Source organism: Ramlibacter montanisoli, assembly GCF_013087525.1.
GTDB classification, from domain to species: domain Bacteria; phylum Pseudomonadota; class Gammaproteobacteria; order Burkholderiales; family Burkholderiaceae_C; genus Ramlibacter; species Ramlibacter montanisoli.
The window spans coordinates 539,309-554,549 of record NZ_JABFCS010000001.1 but is presented as its reverse complement, the minus strand read 5'-3'; the positions used below and the strand labels follow the sequence as shown (position 1 = coordinate 554,549).

Below are 15,241 nucleotides of genomic sequence, written 5' to 3'. Positions count from 1 at the left end.
CCTCGTAGTTCCAGCCGTTGGCCGCGCCGTCGGTGGTCGTCAGGTCCCACTTGGGCAGGTGGATGTGCTGGCCGATGATGTCGGTCGCGTGCGCACCTGGTAGTCGTCGATCTCATAGGCGCCCGGCACCAGGTTGCTGTGGTGGAAGACCGTGCAGTCGAAGGTGTTGGCGCGCATCACCAGCGGCTCCGGCGGCTTCTGCTTGGAGATGATGGGTGCCACGTCCTGCCACAGGGCGACGATGCGCTGCTGCGGATAGTGGTAGCCGGTCTTGTTCAGCACCGCGTCGAACTGCAGGTTGGTTCCCTTGTAGATGCGCGGCGTGTCCGAGTTGAAGATGCTCGAGCCACGCGTGCTCATGCCGGTGAGGCTTTCTCCCGAGAAGAAGGTCCCGACCACGCCCGGCTTCAGCACGGTGCCCTGGTCGTCGATGCAGGGGTTGTGGAAGGGCGCGCCCACCACCGGGCCGCCGCTGCCGTTGGTCGTGAAGGTCGCCGCCGTGGCCACGCCGGCCAGGTCGAGCTTCACGGTCGGGTGCGTGCGCTTGGCGTGGAACGCCATCGCCAGCTGCTCCAGGTCCGTGCCTTCCTCGGGGTAGTACACCGGCACGGCCTTCTCGAACTCCTTGGAGAAGTCGAGCCGCGTGGTGACGGTGTGGGTGACGCCGCCCGCGGCGTAGCCCTTCACGCCATGGCGCGGCAGGCCACCGTCGAAGCCGTCGGCCTGGTTCGGCTGCAGCTGCGCCCACAGGGGATTGCCCGAAGCCTTGAGCGCTTCGGCCTTGGCCTTGGTGAGCATGTCCAGCGGCGGTGTCGGCGGGCGATGTCCGATCAGGTCTTCCATGCCGGCGATCCAGAACGGGAAGCCGGGATTCTTGGTGCGGTCGACCACCTTGGCCAGCGAGCCCAGCGGCTTGCCGTTCAGGGGCGACAGGAGCGGATTGGTCACCACGGTGACTTCACCCGGCATGGGCGCCAGGCCCTTGCCCGGCAGCGGCACCACGGCCGGGATCGGCGTGCCCGCGACGATCTCGCCATCGGGATAGGCGCGTGCGCCGGCCGCCGGCGTGGTGTTGCCCACTCCCCCAGCGCGCCGTGTGGTAGCCCGTGCCCGACGCGGCCAGCCTGGTGCCGGCGCTGAAGGTGTCGTTGATGCGGAAGTGATACCACATGCCCTGGGCGAAGTGGGGATAGAAGTGGCAGTGGAAGATCGCGTCGCCGGTGGACTTGTTGCGGTTGCCCGAGCCGCCCTGGTTCATCTCGTACGTGTAGCCGGCCCCCGGCCCGATGCCTTGCGCATCGAGGTAGTTCGAGTTGTCGTCGTTGGGGTTGAACAGCCACTGGTGGTTGTGCAGGTGGAAGACGTGCTGTTCCTTGCCGATGTGCGTGTTGCGGAACTTGACGAAGTCATTCAGGTAGCTGTGATGCACGTTGGCCGCGTCTTCCGCGCCGATCACGTAGTTCGCCTTCGGTCCCTGGGTGCCAGGAGGCGGCACCTGGCCGGGCAGCAGCGCTTCCAGTCCGACGTTGGCCGGGATGTCGACCGTCAGGGCGGGGTCGTTCAGCGCGAGCGAGGTCAGGAAGAATTCCTCGTAGGCGCAGGACGCGCAGTCGCTGGTGGGTCCGACGCCCAGCCGGTTGGCGATGATCTCGGAGCCGATGCCGCCCGAGCCGTAGTTGATCATGAAGCCGTCCTTCACGCCCGCCAGCACGTAGCGGAACACCGGGTCGTTCTTGTAGAAGCCCGGGAAGGCCTGCGCAGTGGCGGGCTCGTCGTGCCAGACCGAGGCGAAGTCGCGGAAGGGCTCCAGCCGGTTCGGCAGCGAGGGGTTGCGCTTGCCGACCGATTCCAGCGGGTAGGTGCTCGGGGGAAGGTGCCGTCCGCATTCGGGCCGGCGACCACGGCATTGATCTCCGAGTGCACGATCTCGCAGGCCGTCGCCGAGGCGCACTTCATCATGTTGAGGATCGGCAGGCCGTTCTTGCCTTCCGCCGTCCAAGGGGTTCCGCCGGGATAGGTCGCTTCGTAGCGGATGCGGGGGTGGCCTTCGGCGGTCAGCTCCGTCGCACCCAGCACGCCGTCGTTGTTGACGTCGGCCGCCAGGCGCATTTCCTCCTCGAACACCTGCCCGCGGTAGATCCGGGCGCCGGCGGGTTCGACGATCAGTTGTCCGAACAGGCCGTTGGACGAGTTGCCCTGGTTGGCGTCCGCGCCGACCACGGCGCCGCCGCTGCTGACGGGAAACACGCCTTCCTTGCTGGCGTAGAGCCGGTAGCTCCTGCTGCCGCCGGGGGCGACCAGGCTGCTCACGTTGGCGCCGGTGTGGCTGCCGTCATCGGCGATGCTGTCCACGAGCTCCATGCCCGCGGCATGGAAGCCGACGAAACGCCCCCGGACCTGGTCGTCGACCTGGACCGTGAACCGCTGGCCCGAAGGCTCGGTCAGCGGCACGTTGTTCGGATTGGCGACCGGAGTCAGCAGGTTCTGCAGGTTGACCGTGAGGCAATCGCCGACGCGCACCCGCAGCACCAGCGGCCGGTGCCGCTTGTCGGGCCGCAGGTCCAGCTGGCCGGCCGTTGCCTGCCCGCTGACGGTCAGCGGCGACTGGCTGCTGGTATTGATGACGTCCCGCTGGAGGGCGTACATCATGCCGTTGACATTGCCGGCGCCCAGCCGGTTGTACATCAGGGGCTTGTCGAAGGCGACCACGTTGGCGGTGACCTGCCGCTGGCAGCTGATGGCAGCCTGGGCATCCGGCGCCATCGCCAGTGCCGCCATGCCCGTCAGCGCCAGCCCCCAGGCCGTTCGTGCCCAGCGTCGCAACTTCGGCGGACTGACAGCGGTTGATAGACGCCAGACTCCGTCGTGCCGTTCAAGCATGATCATCCTCCTGGGGGTGACTGGATTTGCGACCGGCGATCGCACCTACCGCCGGCCGGAAAACAACTCGCCAGTCGTGGTCAATGCAACTTCCTTGCCACCTCCGTTCAGCCCTGCGCCGCTGGGGAAGGGGAGAGCCCGTGGGACAAATTCATCCTCCCGTTTGCCGCGCGCCAGGCGCCGCGGGCGCCGCCCACGCCTGTGGGTGCGGGGTGGACAAAAATGCCCTGGTGGGTGTGGGGGACCCGCGCATCATTGCGAGTCGCGGAAGGGCGCCGGCTCGATCCGGTACTTGCGCATCAGCTCGAAGAAGGCGCGCCGGTTCTTCTTGGCGGCCTGCGCGGCGCGCGTGACGTTGCCGCCGTTGCTGGCCAGCAGTTGCTGGATGAAGGCGCGCTCGAAGTGTTCCACCATGCGCGCCTTGGCCATGCGGAAGGAGTCCTCGCAGGCCGCGACGTCCCCGGCCGTGCCGTCGAGGTCGATGTCGGCGGCGGACAGCGTGTCGCCGCCGCACATCAGCACGGCCCGCTCGACCACGTTCTTCAGCTCGCGCACGTTGCCGGGCCAGTCGTGCGAGATCAGCCGCTGCAGGGCGTCACCCGAGAGCGTCGGCGCGGGCCGTTGCCACTGGACCGCGGCGCCGCGGACGAAGTGCATCGTGAGCTGCGCGATGTCCGCGCGCCGCTCGCGCAGCGCGGGCAGGTGCAGCGTGAGCACGTTCAGGCGGTACAGCAGGTCCTGCCGGAACGCGCCGTCCGCGCGCAGTTGCATGAGCGGGCGGTTGCTGGCCGCGATGATGCGCACGTCCGCGTGCTGCACGGTGTCGGCGCCCACCGCGCGGCACTCCTTGTCCTGCAGGAAGCGCAGCAGCTTTCCCTGCGCGGCGCGGGGCAGCGAATCGATCTCGTCCAGGAACAGCGTGCCGCCCTCGGCCTCGCGCACCAGCCCCGGCCGCGCGGCGTGCGCGCCGGTGTAGGCGCCTTTCACGTGCCCGAACAGCTCCGCCTCCAGCAGTTCCGCCGGGATGGCGGCGCAGTTCACCGGGATCCAGGGATTGTCGGCGCGGGCGGAAAGGTAGTGGATTGCGCGCGCGCACAGTTCCTTGCCCGTGCCGGTGTCGCCCAGGATCATCACGCTGGCGTCGTAGCGGGCGAACACCGGCAGGCGCGCGACCTGCTGCACGAAGGCCGGACTGTGGCCCACGAGCGCGCGCAGGGCCGGGTGCGGCGCGGCCTGGTCCGCGGGCCCGTCCCCCTCCGGAACCCCGCAGGGCAGGCGCAGCATGCGGCGCACGCGCACCCCCATCTCGCGCGGGTCCGGGGGATGCTCAGGAAATCCCCCGCTCCCCCATCGAGCAGGCGCGCGAGCCCGACCGGGCACAGCGCGAGGCTGGCGACGATGACCCGGCACTCCGGCGCGACGGCGCGCAGGAGGGCGAGCTGCCGCAAGGCCAGTGGCAGGTCTTCTTCTGCCGCCACCTGGATGGCGAGGTCGCTGGCCACGGGCGTCCCGGCGAGCGAGCCGCATTCCGCCTGCAGTCCCTGGCACTGCAGCGAAGCAGCCAGCGTCTGGGCCACCGGTGCGCGTGCCTCGGTGGAGTACACGATCACCCGCGGGAGCGTCCCCGCGGGACCAACGGCAACTTCTTCTCGGGCCATGGGCCCCCTCTTGCTGCTGCCAGTTGCATCGTCCTGCTGGCATTTGAATGAATGCGCGCGCTGGCAGCCTCCACAGCCTGCGCGCGGGTCGATGCATGCCTAAGCCCAACTATGGGCAGCGCGGGCCGAAACGAATTGATACCGCGCAATTCGCTTACGGTTTCTCCTTACATTCCTCCGCTTCTTGCGGCTGCTCAAAGCCCCATGGCCGGGCTGTACGGGAGGGCATCTTGCTGCCCGGCCGGGCAACGCTATAATCTCGGGCTTTGCTGGCAAACCCCCACCGGCCTGATCGACATTTCAGGTGGGGAACCCCGGCGGACGTCCTCGATCTTCGTTCGCCACAAGTTATCCGGAAATTCATGACGACCATCCGTGTCAAGGAAAACGAGCCGTTCGACGTGGCCCTGCGCCGCTTCAAGCGCACCATCGAGAAGCTGGGCCTGCTGACCGAACTGCGTGCCCGCGAGTTCTACGAGAAGCCCACCGCCGAGCGCAAGCGCAAGAAGGCAGCCGCCGTGAAGCGCCACTTCAAGCGCGTTCGCAGCATGCAGCTGCCGAAAAGCTCTACTGAGCCCCGGCTGACAGCATCACGAAAGCCCGCCTGGGGACGCCCAGTCGGGCTTTTTTCCTGATGCTGCCCGCCTGGGGACGCCCAGGCGGGCTTTTTCATATTCACCGAGGAATCCGACCATGGTCACGCTCAAGGAACGCATCACCGAAGACATGAAGGCCGCCATGCGCGCCAAGGACGCCGAGCGCCTGGGCGCCATCCGCATGCTCACCGCCGCCATCAAGCAGAAGGAAGTGGACGAGCGGGTCGAACTGGACGATGCCGCGGTGGTGGGCATCGTGGACAAGCTGCTCAAGCAGCGCAAGGACAGCATCGAGGCCTTCGAGAAGGCCGGCCGCCAGGACCTGGCCGACAAGGAAAAGGCGGAAGTGGTGGTGCTGCAGGCCTACCTGCCGGCGCGCCTGTCGGCCGACGAGGTCCAGGCCGAAGTGCAGGCGATCGTGGCGGAACTGGGCGCCAAGGGGCCGGGGGACATGGGCAAGGTGATGGGCGCCGTGAAGCAGCGGCTGGCGGGGAAGGCCGACATGGGACAGGTGTCGGCGGCGGTCAAGGCCGCGCTGGCGGGTTGATTTCTGGTGTTGGGGTCGCTGCGCGAGCCCAACCTACCCAGCGGTGTCCCGTAGGTTGGGCTGCGCGAAGCGCACCCCAACACCCCGTCAGGACCCCGCCACCTTCATCCGGTTGATCAGGATCGAGCCCACCGTCTTCGCCCCGTAGTTGTACACGTCGGCGCCGACGGCCTCGATCCCCATCAGCATGTCCTTGAGGTTGCCGGCGATGGTGATCTCCTGCACCGGATAGGCGATCTCCCCGTTTTCCACCCAGAAGCCGCTGGCGCCGCGCGAGTAGTCGCCGGTCACGTAGTTGATGCCCTGCCCCATCAGCTCGATGACGAACAGGCCGGTGCCCAGCTTGCGCAGCATTTCCGGCAGGTCGTCGCCCGGCTGCGTGCGGCGCGAGGCCAGGGTCAGGTTGTGCGAGCCGCCGGCGTTGCCGGTGGTCTTCATGCCCAGCTTGCGGGCGGAGTAGCTGCTGAGGAAGTAGCCCTCGACCCGGCCACCATCCACCACCTTGCGCGGCTTGGTGCGCACGCCCTCCTCGTCGAAGGGCGCGCTGCCCTTGCCGCGGCGCACGAAGGGATCCTCGAGCACGTCGATGTGGTCGGCGAACACCTGCTTGCCCAGCGAGTCGACCAGGAAAGTGCTCTTGCGATAGAGGGCGCCGCCGCTGGTGGCCTGCACGTAGCCGCCCAGGAGTCCGGCGGCCAGCGGCGACTCGAACAGCACCGGGCATTCGCGCGTGCTGATCTTGCGCGACCGCAGGCGGGCCAGCGCCCGTTCCGCGGCATAGCGGCCCACGACCTCGGGTGAAGCGAGTTCGGGCGCCGAGCGCATCGAGCTGTACCAGGCGTCGCGCTGCATCTCCTCGCCCTTGCCGGCGATCGGCGCGACCGAGATCGAATGCCGCGAGCTGGCATAGCCGCCGCGAAAGCCGTGCGTGTGCGCGCTGAAGAAATGGCTTTGCTGCGCCGACACGCCCGCGCCTTCGCTGTTGGTGATGCGGGCGTCGGTGTCGAAGGCGGCGCGTTCGCAGCGCAGCGCCAGTTCGGCCGCCTGTTCGCTGGTGATGGCCCAGGGGTGGAACAGGTCCAGGTCGGGGTGCGCTTCCGGCGGCGCGATGTCCTCGGGCTCGGGCAGGCCGGCCACCGGGTCCTGCGCGGTGAAGCGGGCGATGTCGTAGGCCGCCTGCACCGTGCGCTCGATGGCGGGCCGCGAGAAATCGGAGGTGCTGGCATTGCCGCGCTGGCTGCCGACGTACACGGTGATGCCCAGCGACTTGTCGCGGTTGCGCTCCACCGTCTCCATCTCGCCCTTGCGCACGGACACGCTCAGGCCGCAGCCCTCGGAGGCTTCCGCTCCCGCGTCGGTGGCTCCGAGCTTGCGGGCATGCTCCAGCGCAAAGTCGACCAGTTCCTCGAAATCGGTGCGGCTGTAGCTGAAGCCGGTTCCGTCCTGCGCGGGTGTATTGTTCATGGCGGGCTATGATACTTGTGCATTGCAGCGCACCACGGCCGCGCAGCCGCCGTTCCAAACTCCCCCGCATGTCCCGCAAACCCAAAAAAGGCTATTTCGTCAAAGGCCACTTCGTCGCCGAAGGCAGCGAACTCGACCTCGAGCTGCGCGCCGAGCAGACCGGTGGCGAGCCGAGCCGCACCGAACTGAAGAAGGAAAGCACCGAGCTGCAGAAGGTCGGCGAAGCGCTGCTGACCTTGCGCGGCGACCTGTTCGAGAAGCTGGCCCTGCCCGAGGGCCTGCTCACCGCGCTGGCGGACCTGAAGAAGATCACCAACTTCGAAGGCCGCCGCCGCCAGCTGCAGTACGTGGGCAAGCTCATGCGGCAGCTGGAGCCGGAAACGCTGCAGTCCGTCCGCGACGCGCTGGAGGAACAGCGCAGCGGCTCGGCCCAGCAGACGCTGGCGCTGCACGCGGCCGAGAAATGGCGCGACGACCTGATCGCCAGCGACGACGCGCTGCAGGCCTGGCTGCAGTCGCATCCCGAAACCGATTCGCAGCAGCTGCGCGCGCTGATCCGCCAGGCGCGCAAGGATGGCGCGCCTTCTCAGGACGAAGTCTCCAGGGGCCAGGCGCCGCGCCGCGGCCGCGCCTTCCGCGAGATCTTCCAGATCGTGCGCGACACCCTGGACGAGGAAGAACATGGCTGACCACGACCCCGTCACCATCGGCATCGTCTCCATCAGCGACCGCGCCTCCAGCGGCGTCTACGAGGACAAGGGCCTGCCCGCGCTCAAGGAGTGGCTGGGGCGCGCGCTGAAGAACCCCCTCACCTTCCAGGAGCGGCTGATCCCCGACGAGAAGGAGCGCATCAGCGCGACGCTGATCGAACTGGTGGACGCCGGCTGCTCCCTGGTGCTGACCACCGGCGGCACCGGCCCGGCGCCGCGCGACGTCACGCCCGAGGCGACGCTGCTGGCGATCGCGGACAAGGAAATGCCCGGCTTCGGCGAGCAGATGCGGCAGATCAGCCTGCGCTTCGTGCCCACCGCGATCCTGTCGCGGCAGGTCGCGGTGATCCGCGGCAAGAGCCTGGTGCTCAACCTGCCGGGGCAACCCAAGTCCATCCAGGAGACGCTGGAAGGGCTGAAGGAGGACGGCAGGCAGGTGGTGCCGGGAATCTTCGCCGCGGTGCCCTATTGCGTGGATTTGATCGGCGGGCCTTACCTCGAGACGAACGACGAGGTGTGCAAGGGCTTCCGGCCGAAGAGCGCGATCCGGGTGAAGTGAGGATCACTTGCCCACCAGCTGGGTGAGCTTCTCCTTCTCGAAATCCTCCGTCGTCTTCGCATCCAGCGGCACGCACGGTTCCCCGCGCCGCTGGTCCGACAGCTTCTCGATCGCCTGCCAGAGCAGCGCGATCTGGTGTTCCTGCGTGGCGGCGTTGTCGATCAGGCCCTTCATGGCCTGCGACAGCGGGTCGTCGTTGGCGGTGATGCCATACGCGGAAAAACCCATCTTGGCCGCGGCTTCCTCGCGCCGCGCCGTGTCTTCCGCCTGGATGATGCGCGCCGGGATGCCCACGGCGGTCGCGCCCGCCGGCACCGGCTTGATCACCACCGCGTTGCTGCCGATCTTGGCGTCGTCGCCCACGGTGAAGCCGCCCAGCACCTTGGCGCCCGCGCTCACCACCACGTTCTTTCCGAGCGTCGGATGCCGCTTGGTGCCCTTGTACAGCGAGGTGCCGCCCAGCGTCACGCCCTGGTAGATGGTGCAGCCGTCGCCGATCTCCGCCGTCTCGCCGATCACGACGCCCATGCCGTGGTCGATGAACACGCGGTCGCCGATCTGCGCGCCGGGATGGATCTCGATGCCCGTCAGCCAGCGCGAGAGGTGCGAGGTGAAGCGCGCCAGCCAGCGCAGCTCGCGCTTCCACAGCCAGTGGGCGCCCCGGTGGAACACCAGCGCATGCAGGCCCGGATAGCACGTGAGCACCTCCCACTTGCTGCGCGCGGCAGGGTCGCGGTCGAGGATGCACTGGATGTCGGAACGCAGGCGGCTGAACATGGTGTCGAGCTGATGTGCTGCCAAGTCTAAGGCTTTGGCTTGCGGGCCGCTTCGGCCATGGCCTTGGCGACACCACGCAGGATGTGGATTTCCTCAGGGGTGGGCTGCGCGCGGTTGAACAGCTGGTTCAGCCGGGGCATCAGCTTCTTGGGCGCCGCCGGGTCGAGGAAGCCGATCGCCACCAGCGCCTCTTCCCAGTGCTGCAGCATGCCGGCCACCGCCGCGGCGTCCGCGGCCTGCGGTCCGGGAGAGGGCGGCAGCTCGAAGCCGCCCAGCGCCATCCGCCACTCGTAGGCGATCACCTGGATCGCTGCGGCCAGGTTCAGCGAGCCATAGTCCGGCGACACCGGGATGCGCAGGGCCGCGTGGCAGCGGTACACGTCCTCGTTGCGCATGCCATAGCGCTCCGAGCCGAAGAGGAAGGCCACGTGGTGGCCTTCTCGCGCCACGCCGGCCAGGTGCTCGCGCGGCCCGAAGGTGGGCGGGCCGAAGTCGCGCGGCGTCATCACCGTGGCGCAGACGTGCGTCATGCCTTGCAGCGCCTCCTCCAGCGTCTCCACCTCCCGCGCCTTCTGCAGCACGTCGACGGCGCCGCTGGCCCGCTCGACGGTTTCGTCGCGCGTGAGCACGTCCTCCCAGCGCGGCTTCACCAGCACCAGGTCGTCGAAGCCCATCACCTTCAGGGCGCGGGCGGCGGCGCCGACGTTGCCGGCGTGGCTGGGCTGGATCAGGACGAAGCGCGTGCTCATCCCCGTCATTGTCCGGTACGTGGAAGGACGTAGGACGACCGGCGTCAAGACCTTGCCGCGCGCCGGCCGCACCCGCCCGGTAAAATCGCGGCCAACGTGGCATGCCGCATCGCCGGCCTGCCTCCCGTCCCCCAGGGGCCGAAGTTCTTCAACAACTCATGTCGTCCAACCAGCATCCCATGCTCAACGTGGCCGTCAAGGCCGCCCGCGCCGCCGGCGCGATCATCAACCGGGCCGCGCTCGACGTCGAGTCCGTGCGCATCTCGCAGAAGCAGGTCAACGACTTCGTCACCGAAGTCGACCACGCCAGCGAACGCGCGATCATCGACACGCTGCTGACCGCCTATCCCGACCACGGCATCTGGGCCGAGGAGTCCGGCCGCGAGCATGGCAAGGCGAGCTCCGATCACGTGTGGCTGATCGACCCCCTGGACGGCACGACGAACTTCATCCACGGCTTCCCCGTCTACTGCATCAGCATCGCCCTGCTGGTGAAGGGGCGCGTCGAGCAGGCCGTGATCTTCGACCCCACCCGCAACGACCTCTTCACCGCCACCCGCGGCCGCGGCGCCTATGTCAACGACCGCCGCATCCGCGTGAGCAAGCGCACGCAGCTGAAGGAATCGCTGGTCTCCACCGGCTTCCCCTTCCGCCCGGGCGACAACTTCAACATCTACCTGCGCATGATGGCCGACGTCATGAAGCGCACCGCCGGCCTGCGCCGCCCGGGCGCGGCGGCGCTCGACCTCGCCTATGTCGCCGCAGGCTTCACCGAAGGCTTCTTCGAGACCGGCCTGTCGCCCTGGGACGTTGCCGCCGGTTCGCTGCTGGTGACCGAAGCGGGCGGGCTGGTGGGCAACTTCACCGGCGAGGCCGACTTCCTGGAACAGCGCGAATGCGTCGCCGGCAACCCCAAGATCTACGGCCAGCTGGTGAAGATCCTGGGCAAGTACAGCAAGTTCGCCAGCGCCGGCGAGAAGGCCGACCTGCGGCAGAACACGCCGACGCTGGTCGAACCCGGCATGGCCCCGGGCACGCACGTCGACGAGGGCCCGGCGCAGGACGCCTGATGGGTGGAGCGGCGCACGCCGCTTGACCTTGCCATCGTGTCAATCACGAGACTTCGTTCCGTTCCGGCGCACTGGCCTCGTCGAGGCCGGCCGGATCCCAGCCGCAAGCTGGTTCCACGAAGGAGTCTCGTCATGCACAAGTCCCTGATCGCCCTGTTCCTGTTCACCTCCGCCGCCGCCTACGCCAACGAAGCGGCCGATGCGCAGGCCAACCACGCCGCCTTCGCCGGCGAGCGCACCCGTGCCGAAGTCAAGGCCGAAGTGATGCACGCGCGCAGCACGGGCACGCTGTCCACCAGCGACTACGCGGGCAACGAACAGGCCGGCGCGGCCTTCACGCGCAGCCGCGCCGAGGTGCGCGCCGAAGCCATGCAGGCCGCCCGCACGCGCGTGATCCACGAGCAGATCTGATGCCGTGGCTGGCCGGGAGCGCCCCACGGGCGCTGCCCGGCGGCCCGCGCCGCCAGCCTGGCCGCGCAGGCCTCTTCTCCTTCTCCTTCTCCTTCTCCTTCTCCCTCCCCCCCCCCTCCTCCCGGCGCCCGCCGCCGCAGTCCCCCTCTGCCCGCATGCCGCTGCCTTGACAGCGCGCCCGCCCGCGGGCGGACAGTGGCGCCCGCGTGCAGCCAGCGCGAAGGAGCGGTCATGGGCCACATGAACATCGGCGACGCCGCCGCCGCAGCGGGCGTCACCCCCAAGATGATCCGGCACTACGAGTCCCTGGGCATGATCCCGGACGTGCAGCGCACCGAGGCGGGCTATCGCCTGTATTCCGAACGCGAGGTCGGCATGCTGCGCTTCATCCGCCAGGCCCGCGCGCTGGGCTTCTCCGTCAAGCAGATCGACTCGCTGCTCGCCCTGTGGCGCGACGACAGTCGCGCCAGCCGCGAGGTCAAGGAACTGGCGCGGCAGCAACTGGCCGAACTGGAAGAGCGCCAGCGCGAGATCGACGAGATGCGCAGCACGCTCTCCGCCCTGGTCGCGAAGTGCAAGGGCGACGACGACCCGCACTGCGCCATCCTGGAGGAGCTGTCCGCTGCGGGCCAGCCGGCGAAGGTCGATGGCAAGCCGGCAGCGAAGACGCTCAAGCAGGTGCGGGCAGGATCCACGGCCGGCACCGCGAAACCCTGCCACGCACCGGCCAAGTCGTCATCGCAGCCCGCCCACGCGGCGCTGACGGCCTGGCTGCAGACGCTGCCGCAGCGCTAGCCGCTCAAGGCGAAGGCGACTGCAGCCAGCGGCTGTCGGCCTGTACCGGGCCGCTCAGCGCGCCCAGGAAGGCGACCAGCTGGCCGACCTCACCGGCGGAAAGGCCCAGCGGCTGCAGCTCGCCGTGCCCCTGCGGCGCCGCCGGCGCGCGGTTGTAGTGCTCCACCACCTCGCGCAGCGTCGCGAACTGGCCGGCATGCATGTAGGGCGCGCGCTGCGCCACGTTGCGCAGCGAGGGAACACGGAACTGCCGCATCTGGACGGCGTTGTCGGCCGCCAGGAAGCGGATCTCGCCGCACTGCTGCGGCCTGGCATCGCTGAACGGGCCCAGGCAGTTGAACTCGTCCTGCAGCACCTGCCTGGCGCCTGCGAGCCGGCCGCTGTCGGCCGGCAGCCCGCGCGCGGCCGGCACGCCGGTGTTGTGGAACTCGTTGTTGGTGAACAGCGGACCGGCATGGCACTGCACGCACTGCGCCTTGCCCAGGAACAGCTTCAGGCCGGCCACCTCGTCGCGTGACAGCGTGGCCTGCATCTTCGCGCCGTCGCCGGCCACGGCCGCTTCCACGTAGGCGTCGAAGCGGGACGGCCCGGGTTCGATGCGCCGCTCGTAGGCCGCGATCGCCTTGCCCAGGTTGGCGAACACGCCGCTGACCTTGTCGCGTTCGGCTTGCGGCAAGGCGCGCCAGGCGGCATTCGCTTCCGGGTCCGCGACCGGGCCGGCGTGCTTCGGCAGGCCACGCAGGTCGGGCATGGCTCGAAGATCGCCTCGTATTCGGCGCGGTAGTTCGCGGCCAGCAGGTGCACGTACTGCGTGCGGTCGCCGCCGTGCTCCACCGCGCTTTCCAGCGGGCCCAGCGCCTGCGCCCACTGGCTGTCCTTGCGGCCGTCCCAGAACTGCCAGGGACTGCGCGCGGTGCCGATGATGCTCATGGTGCGCCGGTCGGTGGTTCCCACGCCTTGCGCGAGCGGCGTGCCGTCCTGGAACTGCTTGTCCGGGAGGTGGCAGGTCGCGCACGCGACCTTGCCGTTGGCGCTGAGGCGCTGGTCGAAGAACAGGCGCTGCCCCAGTTCGGCGGCGCGCTCGTCATCGGCGACGCGGTTGGAAGGGTCCGCCGGCAGCGGCGGCAGGCTGGCCAGGGACAGCTGCTGCAACTGCGCGAGTTGCTCGGCGTTCCACGGCTTGCCGGTGCTCGCCGCCACCGCCAGCAGGGCGAACAGCGCGAGCAAGGCGGCGATCGTCCATCTTTCGATCCGCATGGCGTTCCCCTTACTTCTTCAGCTGGAGGTGGAAGCGCACGCGCTCGGTGCGGCCGCCGGCGGTGATGTCGAAGTCCATCACCCACCAGCCGCCCATCTGGAACTTCACGCCTTCGACCAGGTAGTCGCCGTTGCCCAGGTGGGCGGTCACGCGCGGCCGCGTCGGCAGGCCATGCAGGTGCTGCGGCATGTCGCCGTCCACCGCGATGGCGGCGTCGGTGACGGGGTGCCGTCGGGCCGCTGCACGCGCAGGGTCCAGGCGTGCATCCGGCCGACGGGCACGCCGGCCTCGGTGCGGTACGAGACGCGGAAGGTGCCCTGCGCCGAATCGCGCTCGGTGGCGTAGTCCGCAGGCGACTGCGGCGGCTGCATGCGCGCATCGGCGCTGCACGCGGAGAGCAGCCCGCCGGCGAGCAGCGCGAACGTGAACAGGAGCGAGCGGCGTTGCGCGCCGGGCGCGCGCTGGGGAGTCGATGTGTTCATGGAGATCCTTGCGATGGGTGGGAGGTCGACGCGACCTGCCGCAAGGTTCAAGCCTCACCCGATGGCAAGGTCAACGCCTGCCCGTCCGTTGCCGCGGCGGCTTGACCTTCCCATCGGGGCAAGGTTGACACTGCGTCCATTCCAAGGAGCAGCCATGCCATTCCTGAACATCGGCGATGCCGCCGCCGCGGCGGGCGTGACCCCCAAGATGGTCCGCCACTACGAGGCGCTGGGCCTCATTCCCGAGGCCCGGCGCACCGACGCGGGCTATCGCCTGTACGGCGAGCGCGAGATCGCCATGCTGCGCTTCATCCGCCAGTCGCGCGGCCTGGGCTTCCCGATCGAGCAGATCGAGTCGCTGCTCTCGCTGTGGCGCGACCCCGGCCGCCACAGCCGGGAGGTGAAGGAGGTCGCGGTGCGGCAGCTGGCGCAGCTGGAAGAGCGGCAGCGCGAGCTGGACCAGATGCGCTCCTCCCTGCGGCAACTGGTGGCCGAGTGCCGCGGCGACCAGTCCGCGCACTGCGCCATCCTGGAGTCGCTGGCCGCCGCGGCCGCGCCGCTGGCCGCAGCAGGACCGGACCGCGCCCGGCGCGCCCTCAAGGAAGTCCGCCCGGGCGAACACCGTCCGGCCCGGGCCCGCGTGGCGACGACCGCACCCACGGCCGCCCCGGGCCATGCCGCGCTGTCCGCCTGGACGCGCTCGCTCGCCCATCCCGCCTGAACCGCCGACCGCACCGGAGCCCGTCATGAGCAAGTCCAGGAAGAACCAGCTGCGCCGCCTCGCCCTCGCGTTGCTGCGCGCCAGTGCCGGCGCGGTGTTCTTCACGGTCGTGCTGCACCACGTCTACACCCTGGACTTCCGGCCGCTGGCGGGCTTCTGCCTGCCGATCCTGGTCGTGTTCTTCGCCTTCACCTCGCTGCTGTACATGCGCGGGCGCTCGCTGGGCAGCAGCCGCGAGCAGGTGCGCACGCTGTTCGCGGCCGAGCGTGCCATGCAGGGAACCGTGGCCTACCTGTTCGGGGTGGTGCTGGGGGCGAGCCTCTACGGGCTGCTGCAGTCCCTGGACTTCCACTCCGATCCGGCGCAGCCCTCGGTGCAGGGCCTGTGGCTGCTGATGTTCCTGGCGCCCTATGCGCTGATGCAGACGGGCTTCTTCCTGTTCATCGGCGCGGTCTGGACCATCGCCCCGCAGTTCCTGCGGCCGGTGAGCCCCTACGAGGTGTGGCGGCGGGTGGCGCGGGAGCCCTAGGAGCCTGCCCTACCATGGAGGGCCTGGCCGGGGAG

General features: G+C 69.3%; 18 protein-coding genes and 1 pseudogene. 9 read left to right on the top strand and 10 right to left on the bottom strand.

Annotated features, from left to right (window positions below):
- Nucleotides 1–39: 39 nt before the first annotated feature.
- From HK415_RS24355 to HK415_RS02885, 3 genes are all read right to left on the bottom strand, one after another.
- Nucleotides 40–1,080 (bottom strand): hypothetical protein, encoded by a 1,041-nt coding sequence (locus tag HK415_RS24355; RefSeq protein WP_253261741.1) that lies wholly within the window; start codon nt 1,078–1,080, stop codon nt 40–42.
- Nucleotides 1,081–1,695: 615 nt separating this feature from the next.
- Entirely contained in the window at nt 1,696–2,778 is a 1,083-nt protein-coding gene (locus tag HK415_RS24350; protein ID WP_253261740.1) for a cupredoxin domain-containing protein, read from the bottom strand.
- Nucleotides 2,779–3,132: 354 nt separating this feature from the next.
- Nucleotides 3,133–4,185 carry a sigma-54 interaction domain-containing protein gene (locus HK415_RS02885; protein WP_253261739.1) on the bottom strand — a complete coding sequence of 351 codons (1,053 nt, stop codon included), beginning with the start codon at nt 4,183–4,185 and terminating at the stop codon, nt 3,133–3,135.
- A gap of 715 nt (nt 4,186–4,900) precedes the next feature.
- On the opposite strand from HK415_RS02885, the pseudogene rpsU reads away from it, so the two are divergent.
- Both rpsU and HK415_RS02875 read left to right on the top strand, forming a co-directional pair.
- A pseudogene (gene rpsU / locus HK415_RS02880) lies at nt 4,901–5,101 on the top strand (30S ribosomal protein S21); the annotation flags it as partial.
- A gap of 130 nt (nt 5,102–5,231) precedes the next feature.
- On the top strand, nt 5,232–5,681 hold the full coding sequence (locus HK415_RS02875; RefSeq protein WP_171556701.1) for a GatB/YqeY domain-containing protein: 450 nt from the start codon (nt 5,232–5,234) through the stop codon (nt 5,679–5,681).
- Between the two features lie 87 nt (nt 5,682–5,768).
- Here HK415_RS02875 and pmbA read toward each other — a convergent pair whose 3' ends face one another.
- Entirely contained in the window at nt 5,769–7,145 is a 1,377-nt protein-coding gene (gene pmbA, locus HK415_RS02870; RefSeq protein ID WP_171556700.1) for a metalloprotease PmbA, read from the bottom strand.
- 68 nt (nt 7,146–7,213) lie between these two features.
- On the opposite strand from pmbA, the gene yjgA reads away from it, so the two are divergent.
- Nucleotides 7,214–7,834 carry a ribosome biogenesis factor YjgA gene (yjgA, locus tag HK415_RS02865; protein WP_171556699.1) on the top strand — a complete coding sequence of 207 codons (621 nt, stop codon included), beginning with the start codon at nt 7,214–7,216 and terminating at the stop codon, nt 7,832–7,834.
- Nucleotides 7,827–8,414, top strand: coding sequence for a molybdopterin adenylyltransferase (gene mog / locus HK415_RS02860; RefSeq protein WP_171556698.1), 588 nt, complete (start codon nt 7,827–7,829; stop codon nt 8,412–8,414). Before yjgA ends, mog begins: the two co-directional genes overlap by 8 nt.
- Before the next feature lie 3 nt (nt 8,415–8,417).
- On the opposite strand, the gene cysE is transcribed toward mog, so the two are convergent.
- Nucleotides 8,418–9,191 (bottom strand): serine O-acetyltransferase, encoded by a 774-nt coding sequence (gene cysE, locus HK415_RS02855; RefSeq protein ID WP_171556697.1) that lies wholly within the window; start codon nt 9,189–9,191, stop codon nt 8,418–8,420.
- A gap of 26 nt (nt 9,192–9,217) precedes the next feature.
- Complete coding sequence (locus HK415_RS02850; protein ID WP_171556696.1) at nt 9,218–9,940, bottom strand: RNA methyltransferase; 723 nt, start codon at nt 9,938–9,940, stop codon at nt 9,218–9,220.
- A 158-nt stretch (nt 9,941–10,098) separates the two neighbouring features.
- On the opposite strand from HK415_RS02850, the gene HK415_RS02845 reads away from it, so the two are divergent.
- The 3 genes from HK415_RS02845 to HK415_RS02835 all read left to right on the top strand — a co-directional run bounded on the left by HK415_RS02845 (nt 10,099) and on the right by HK415_RS02835 (nt 12,216).
- The gene (locus HK415_RS02845; RefSeq protein ID WP_171556695.1) at nt 10,099–11,010 is read left to right on the top strand and encodes an inositol monophosphatase family protein; all 912 of its coding nucleotides are present in this window, start codon (nt 10,099–10,101) and stop codon (nt 11,008–11,010) included.
- A 132-nt stretch (nt 11,011–11,142) separates the two neighbouring features.
- The gene (locus tag HK415_RS02840) at nt 11,143–11,421 is read left to right on the top strand and encodes a DUF4148 domain-containing protein (protein ID WP_171556694.1); all 279 of its coding nucleotides are present in this window, start codon (nt 11,143–11,145) and stop codon (nt 11,419–11,421) included.
- 231 nt (nt 11,422–11,652) lie between these two features.
- On the top strand, nt 11,653–12,216 hold the full coding sequence (locus HK415_RS02835) for a MerR family DNA-binding protein (RefSeq protein WP_253261738.1): 564 nt from the start codon (nt 11,653–11,655) through the stop codon (nt 12,214–12,216).
- Between the two features lie 4 nt (nt 12,217–12,220).
- On the opposite strand, the gene HK415_RS23740 is transcribed toward HK415_RS02835, so the two are convergent.
- The 4 genes from HK415_RS23740 to HK415_RS02825 are packed head-to-tail and all read right to left on the bottom strand — an operon-like array spanning nt 12,221 to nt 13,956.
- On the bottom strand, nt 12,221–12,769 hold the full coding sequence (locus HK415_RS23740) for a cytochrome-c peroxidase (protein WP_216369717.1): 549 nt from the start codon (nt 12,767–12,769) through the stop codon (nt 12,221–12,223).
- Entirely contained in the window at nt 12,709–13,473 is a 765-nt protein-coding gene (locus HK415_RS23735; protein WP_216369716.1) for a cytochrome-c peroxidase, read from the bottom strand. Before HK415_RS23735 ends, HK415_RS23740 begins: the two co-directional genes overlap by 61 nt.
- Before the next feature lie 10 nt (nt 13,474–13,483).
- Nucleotides 13,484–13,663 (bottom strand): FixH family protein, encoded by a 180-nt coding sequence (locus tag HK415_RS23730; protein WP_253261737.1) that lies wholly within the window; start codon nt 13,661–13,663, stop codon nt 13,484–13,486.
- Nucleotides 13,621–13,956: a hypothetical protein gene (locus tag HK415_RS02825; RefSeq protein ID WP_216369714.1), complete on the bottom strand. Its 336-nt coding sequence runs from the start codon at nt 13,954–13,956 to the stop codon at nt 13,621–13,623. Before HK415_RS02825 ends, HK415_RS23730 begins: the two co-directional genes overlap by 43 nt.
- 154 nt (nt 13,957–14,110) lie before the next feature.
- On the opposite strand from HK415_RS02825, the gene HK415_RS02820 reads away from it, so the two are divergent.
- Together HK415_RS02820 and HK415_RS02815 are read left to right on the top strand one after the other, a co-directional pair.
- The gene (locus HK415_RS02820; RefSeq protein ID WP_309246554.1) at nt 14,111–14,677 is read left to right on the top strand and encodes a MerR family DNA-binding protein; all 567 of its coding nucleotides are present in this window, start codon (nt 14,111–14,113) and stop codon (nt 14,675–14,677) included.
- A gap of 25 nt (nt 14,678–14,702) precedes the next feature.
- Entirely contained in the window at nt 14,703–15,206 is a 504-nt protein-coding gene (locus HK415_RS02815; RefSeq protein ID WP_171556693.1) for a hypothetical protein, read from the top strand.
- The last annotated feature ends 35 nt before the right edge of the window (nt 15,207–15,241 follow it).

Coding starts and splice junctions, on each gene's coding strand:
- HK415_RS24350 (WP_253261740.1), bottom strand. CDS start 2,778: ATGGCGGCACTGGCGATGGCGCCGGATGCCCAGGCTGCCATCAGCTGC.
- HK415_RS02885 (WP_253261739.1), bottom strand. CDS start 4,185: ATGGGGGTGCGCGTGCGCCGCATGCTGCGCCTGCCCTGCGGGGTTCCG.
- HK415_RS02875 (WP_171556701.1), top strand. CDS start 5,232: ATGGTCACGCTCAAGGAACGCATCACCGAAGACATGAAGGCCGCCATG.
- pmbA (WP_171556700.1), bottom strand. CDS start 7,145: ATGAACAATACACCCGCGCAGGACGGAACCGGCTTCAGCTACAGCCGC.
- yjgA (WP_171556699.1), top strand. CDS start 7,214: ATGTCCCGCAAACCCAAAAAAGGCTATTTCGTCAAAGGCCACTTCGTC.
- mog (WP_171556698.1), top strand. CDS start 7,827: ATGGCTGACCACGACCCCGTCACCATCGGCATCGTCTCCATCAGCGAC.
- cysE (WP_171556697.1), bottom strand. CDS start 9,191: ATGTTCAGCCGCCTGCGTTCCGACATCCAGTGCATCCTCGACCGCGAC.
- HK415_RS02850 (WP_171556696.1), bottom strand. CDS start 9,940: ATGAGCACGCGCTTCGTCCTGATCCAGCCCAGCCACGCCGGCAACGTC.
- HK415_RS02845 (WP_171556695.1), top strand. CDS start 10,099: ATGTCGTCCAACCAGCATCCCATGCTCAACGTGGCCGTCAAGGCCGCC.
- HK415_RS02840 (WP_171556694.1), top strand. CDS start 11,143: ATGCACAAGTCCCTGATCGCCCTGTTCCTGTTCACCTCCGCCGCCGCC.
- HK415_RS02835 (WP_253261738.1), top strand. CDS start 11,653: ATGGGCCACATGAACATCGGCGACGCCGCCGCCGCAGCGGGCGTCACC.
- HK415_RS23735 (WP_216369716.1), bottom strand. CDS start 13,473: ATGCGGATCGAAAGATGGACGATCGCCGCCTTGCTCGCGCTGTTCGCC.
- HK415_RS23730 (WP_253261737.1), bottom strand. CDS start 13,663: ATGCCGCAGCACCTGCATGGCCTGCCGACGCGGCCGCGCGTGACCGCC.
- HK415_RS02825 (WP_216369714.1), bottom strand. CDS start 13,956: ATGAACACATCGACTCCCCAGCGCGCGCCCGGCGCGCAACGCCGCTCG.
- HK415_RS02820 (WP_309246554.1), top strand. CDS start 14,111: ATGCCATTCCTGAACATCGGCGATGCCGCCGCCGCGGCGGGCGTGACC.
- HK415_RS02815 (WP_171556693.1), top strand. CDS start 14,703: ATGAGCAAGTCCAGGAAGAACCAGCTGCGCCGCCTCGCCCTCGCGTTG.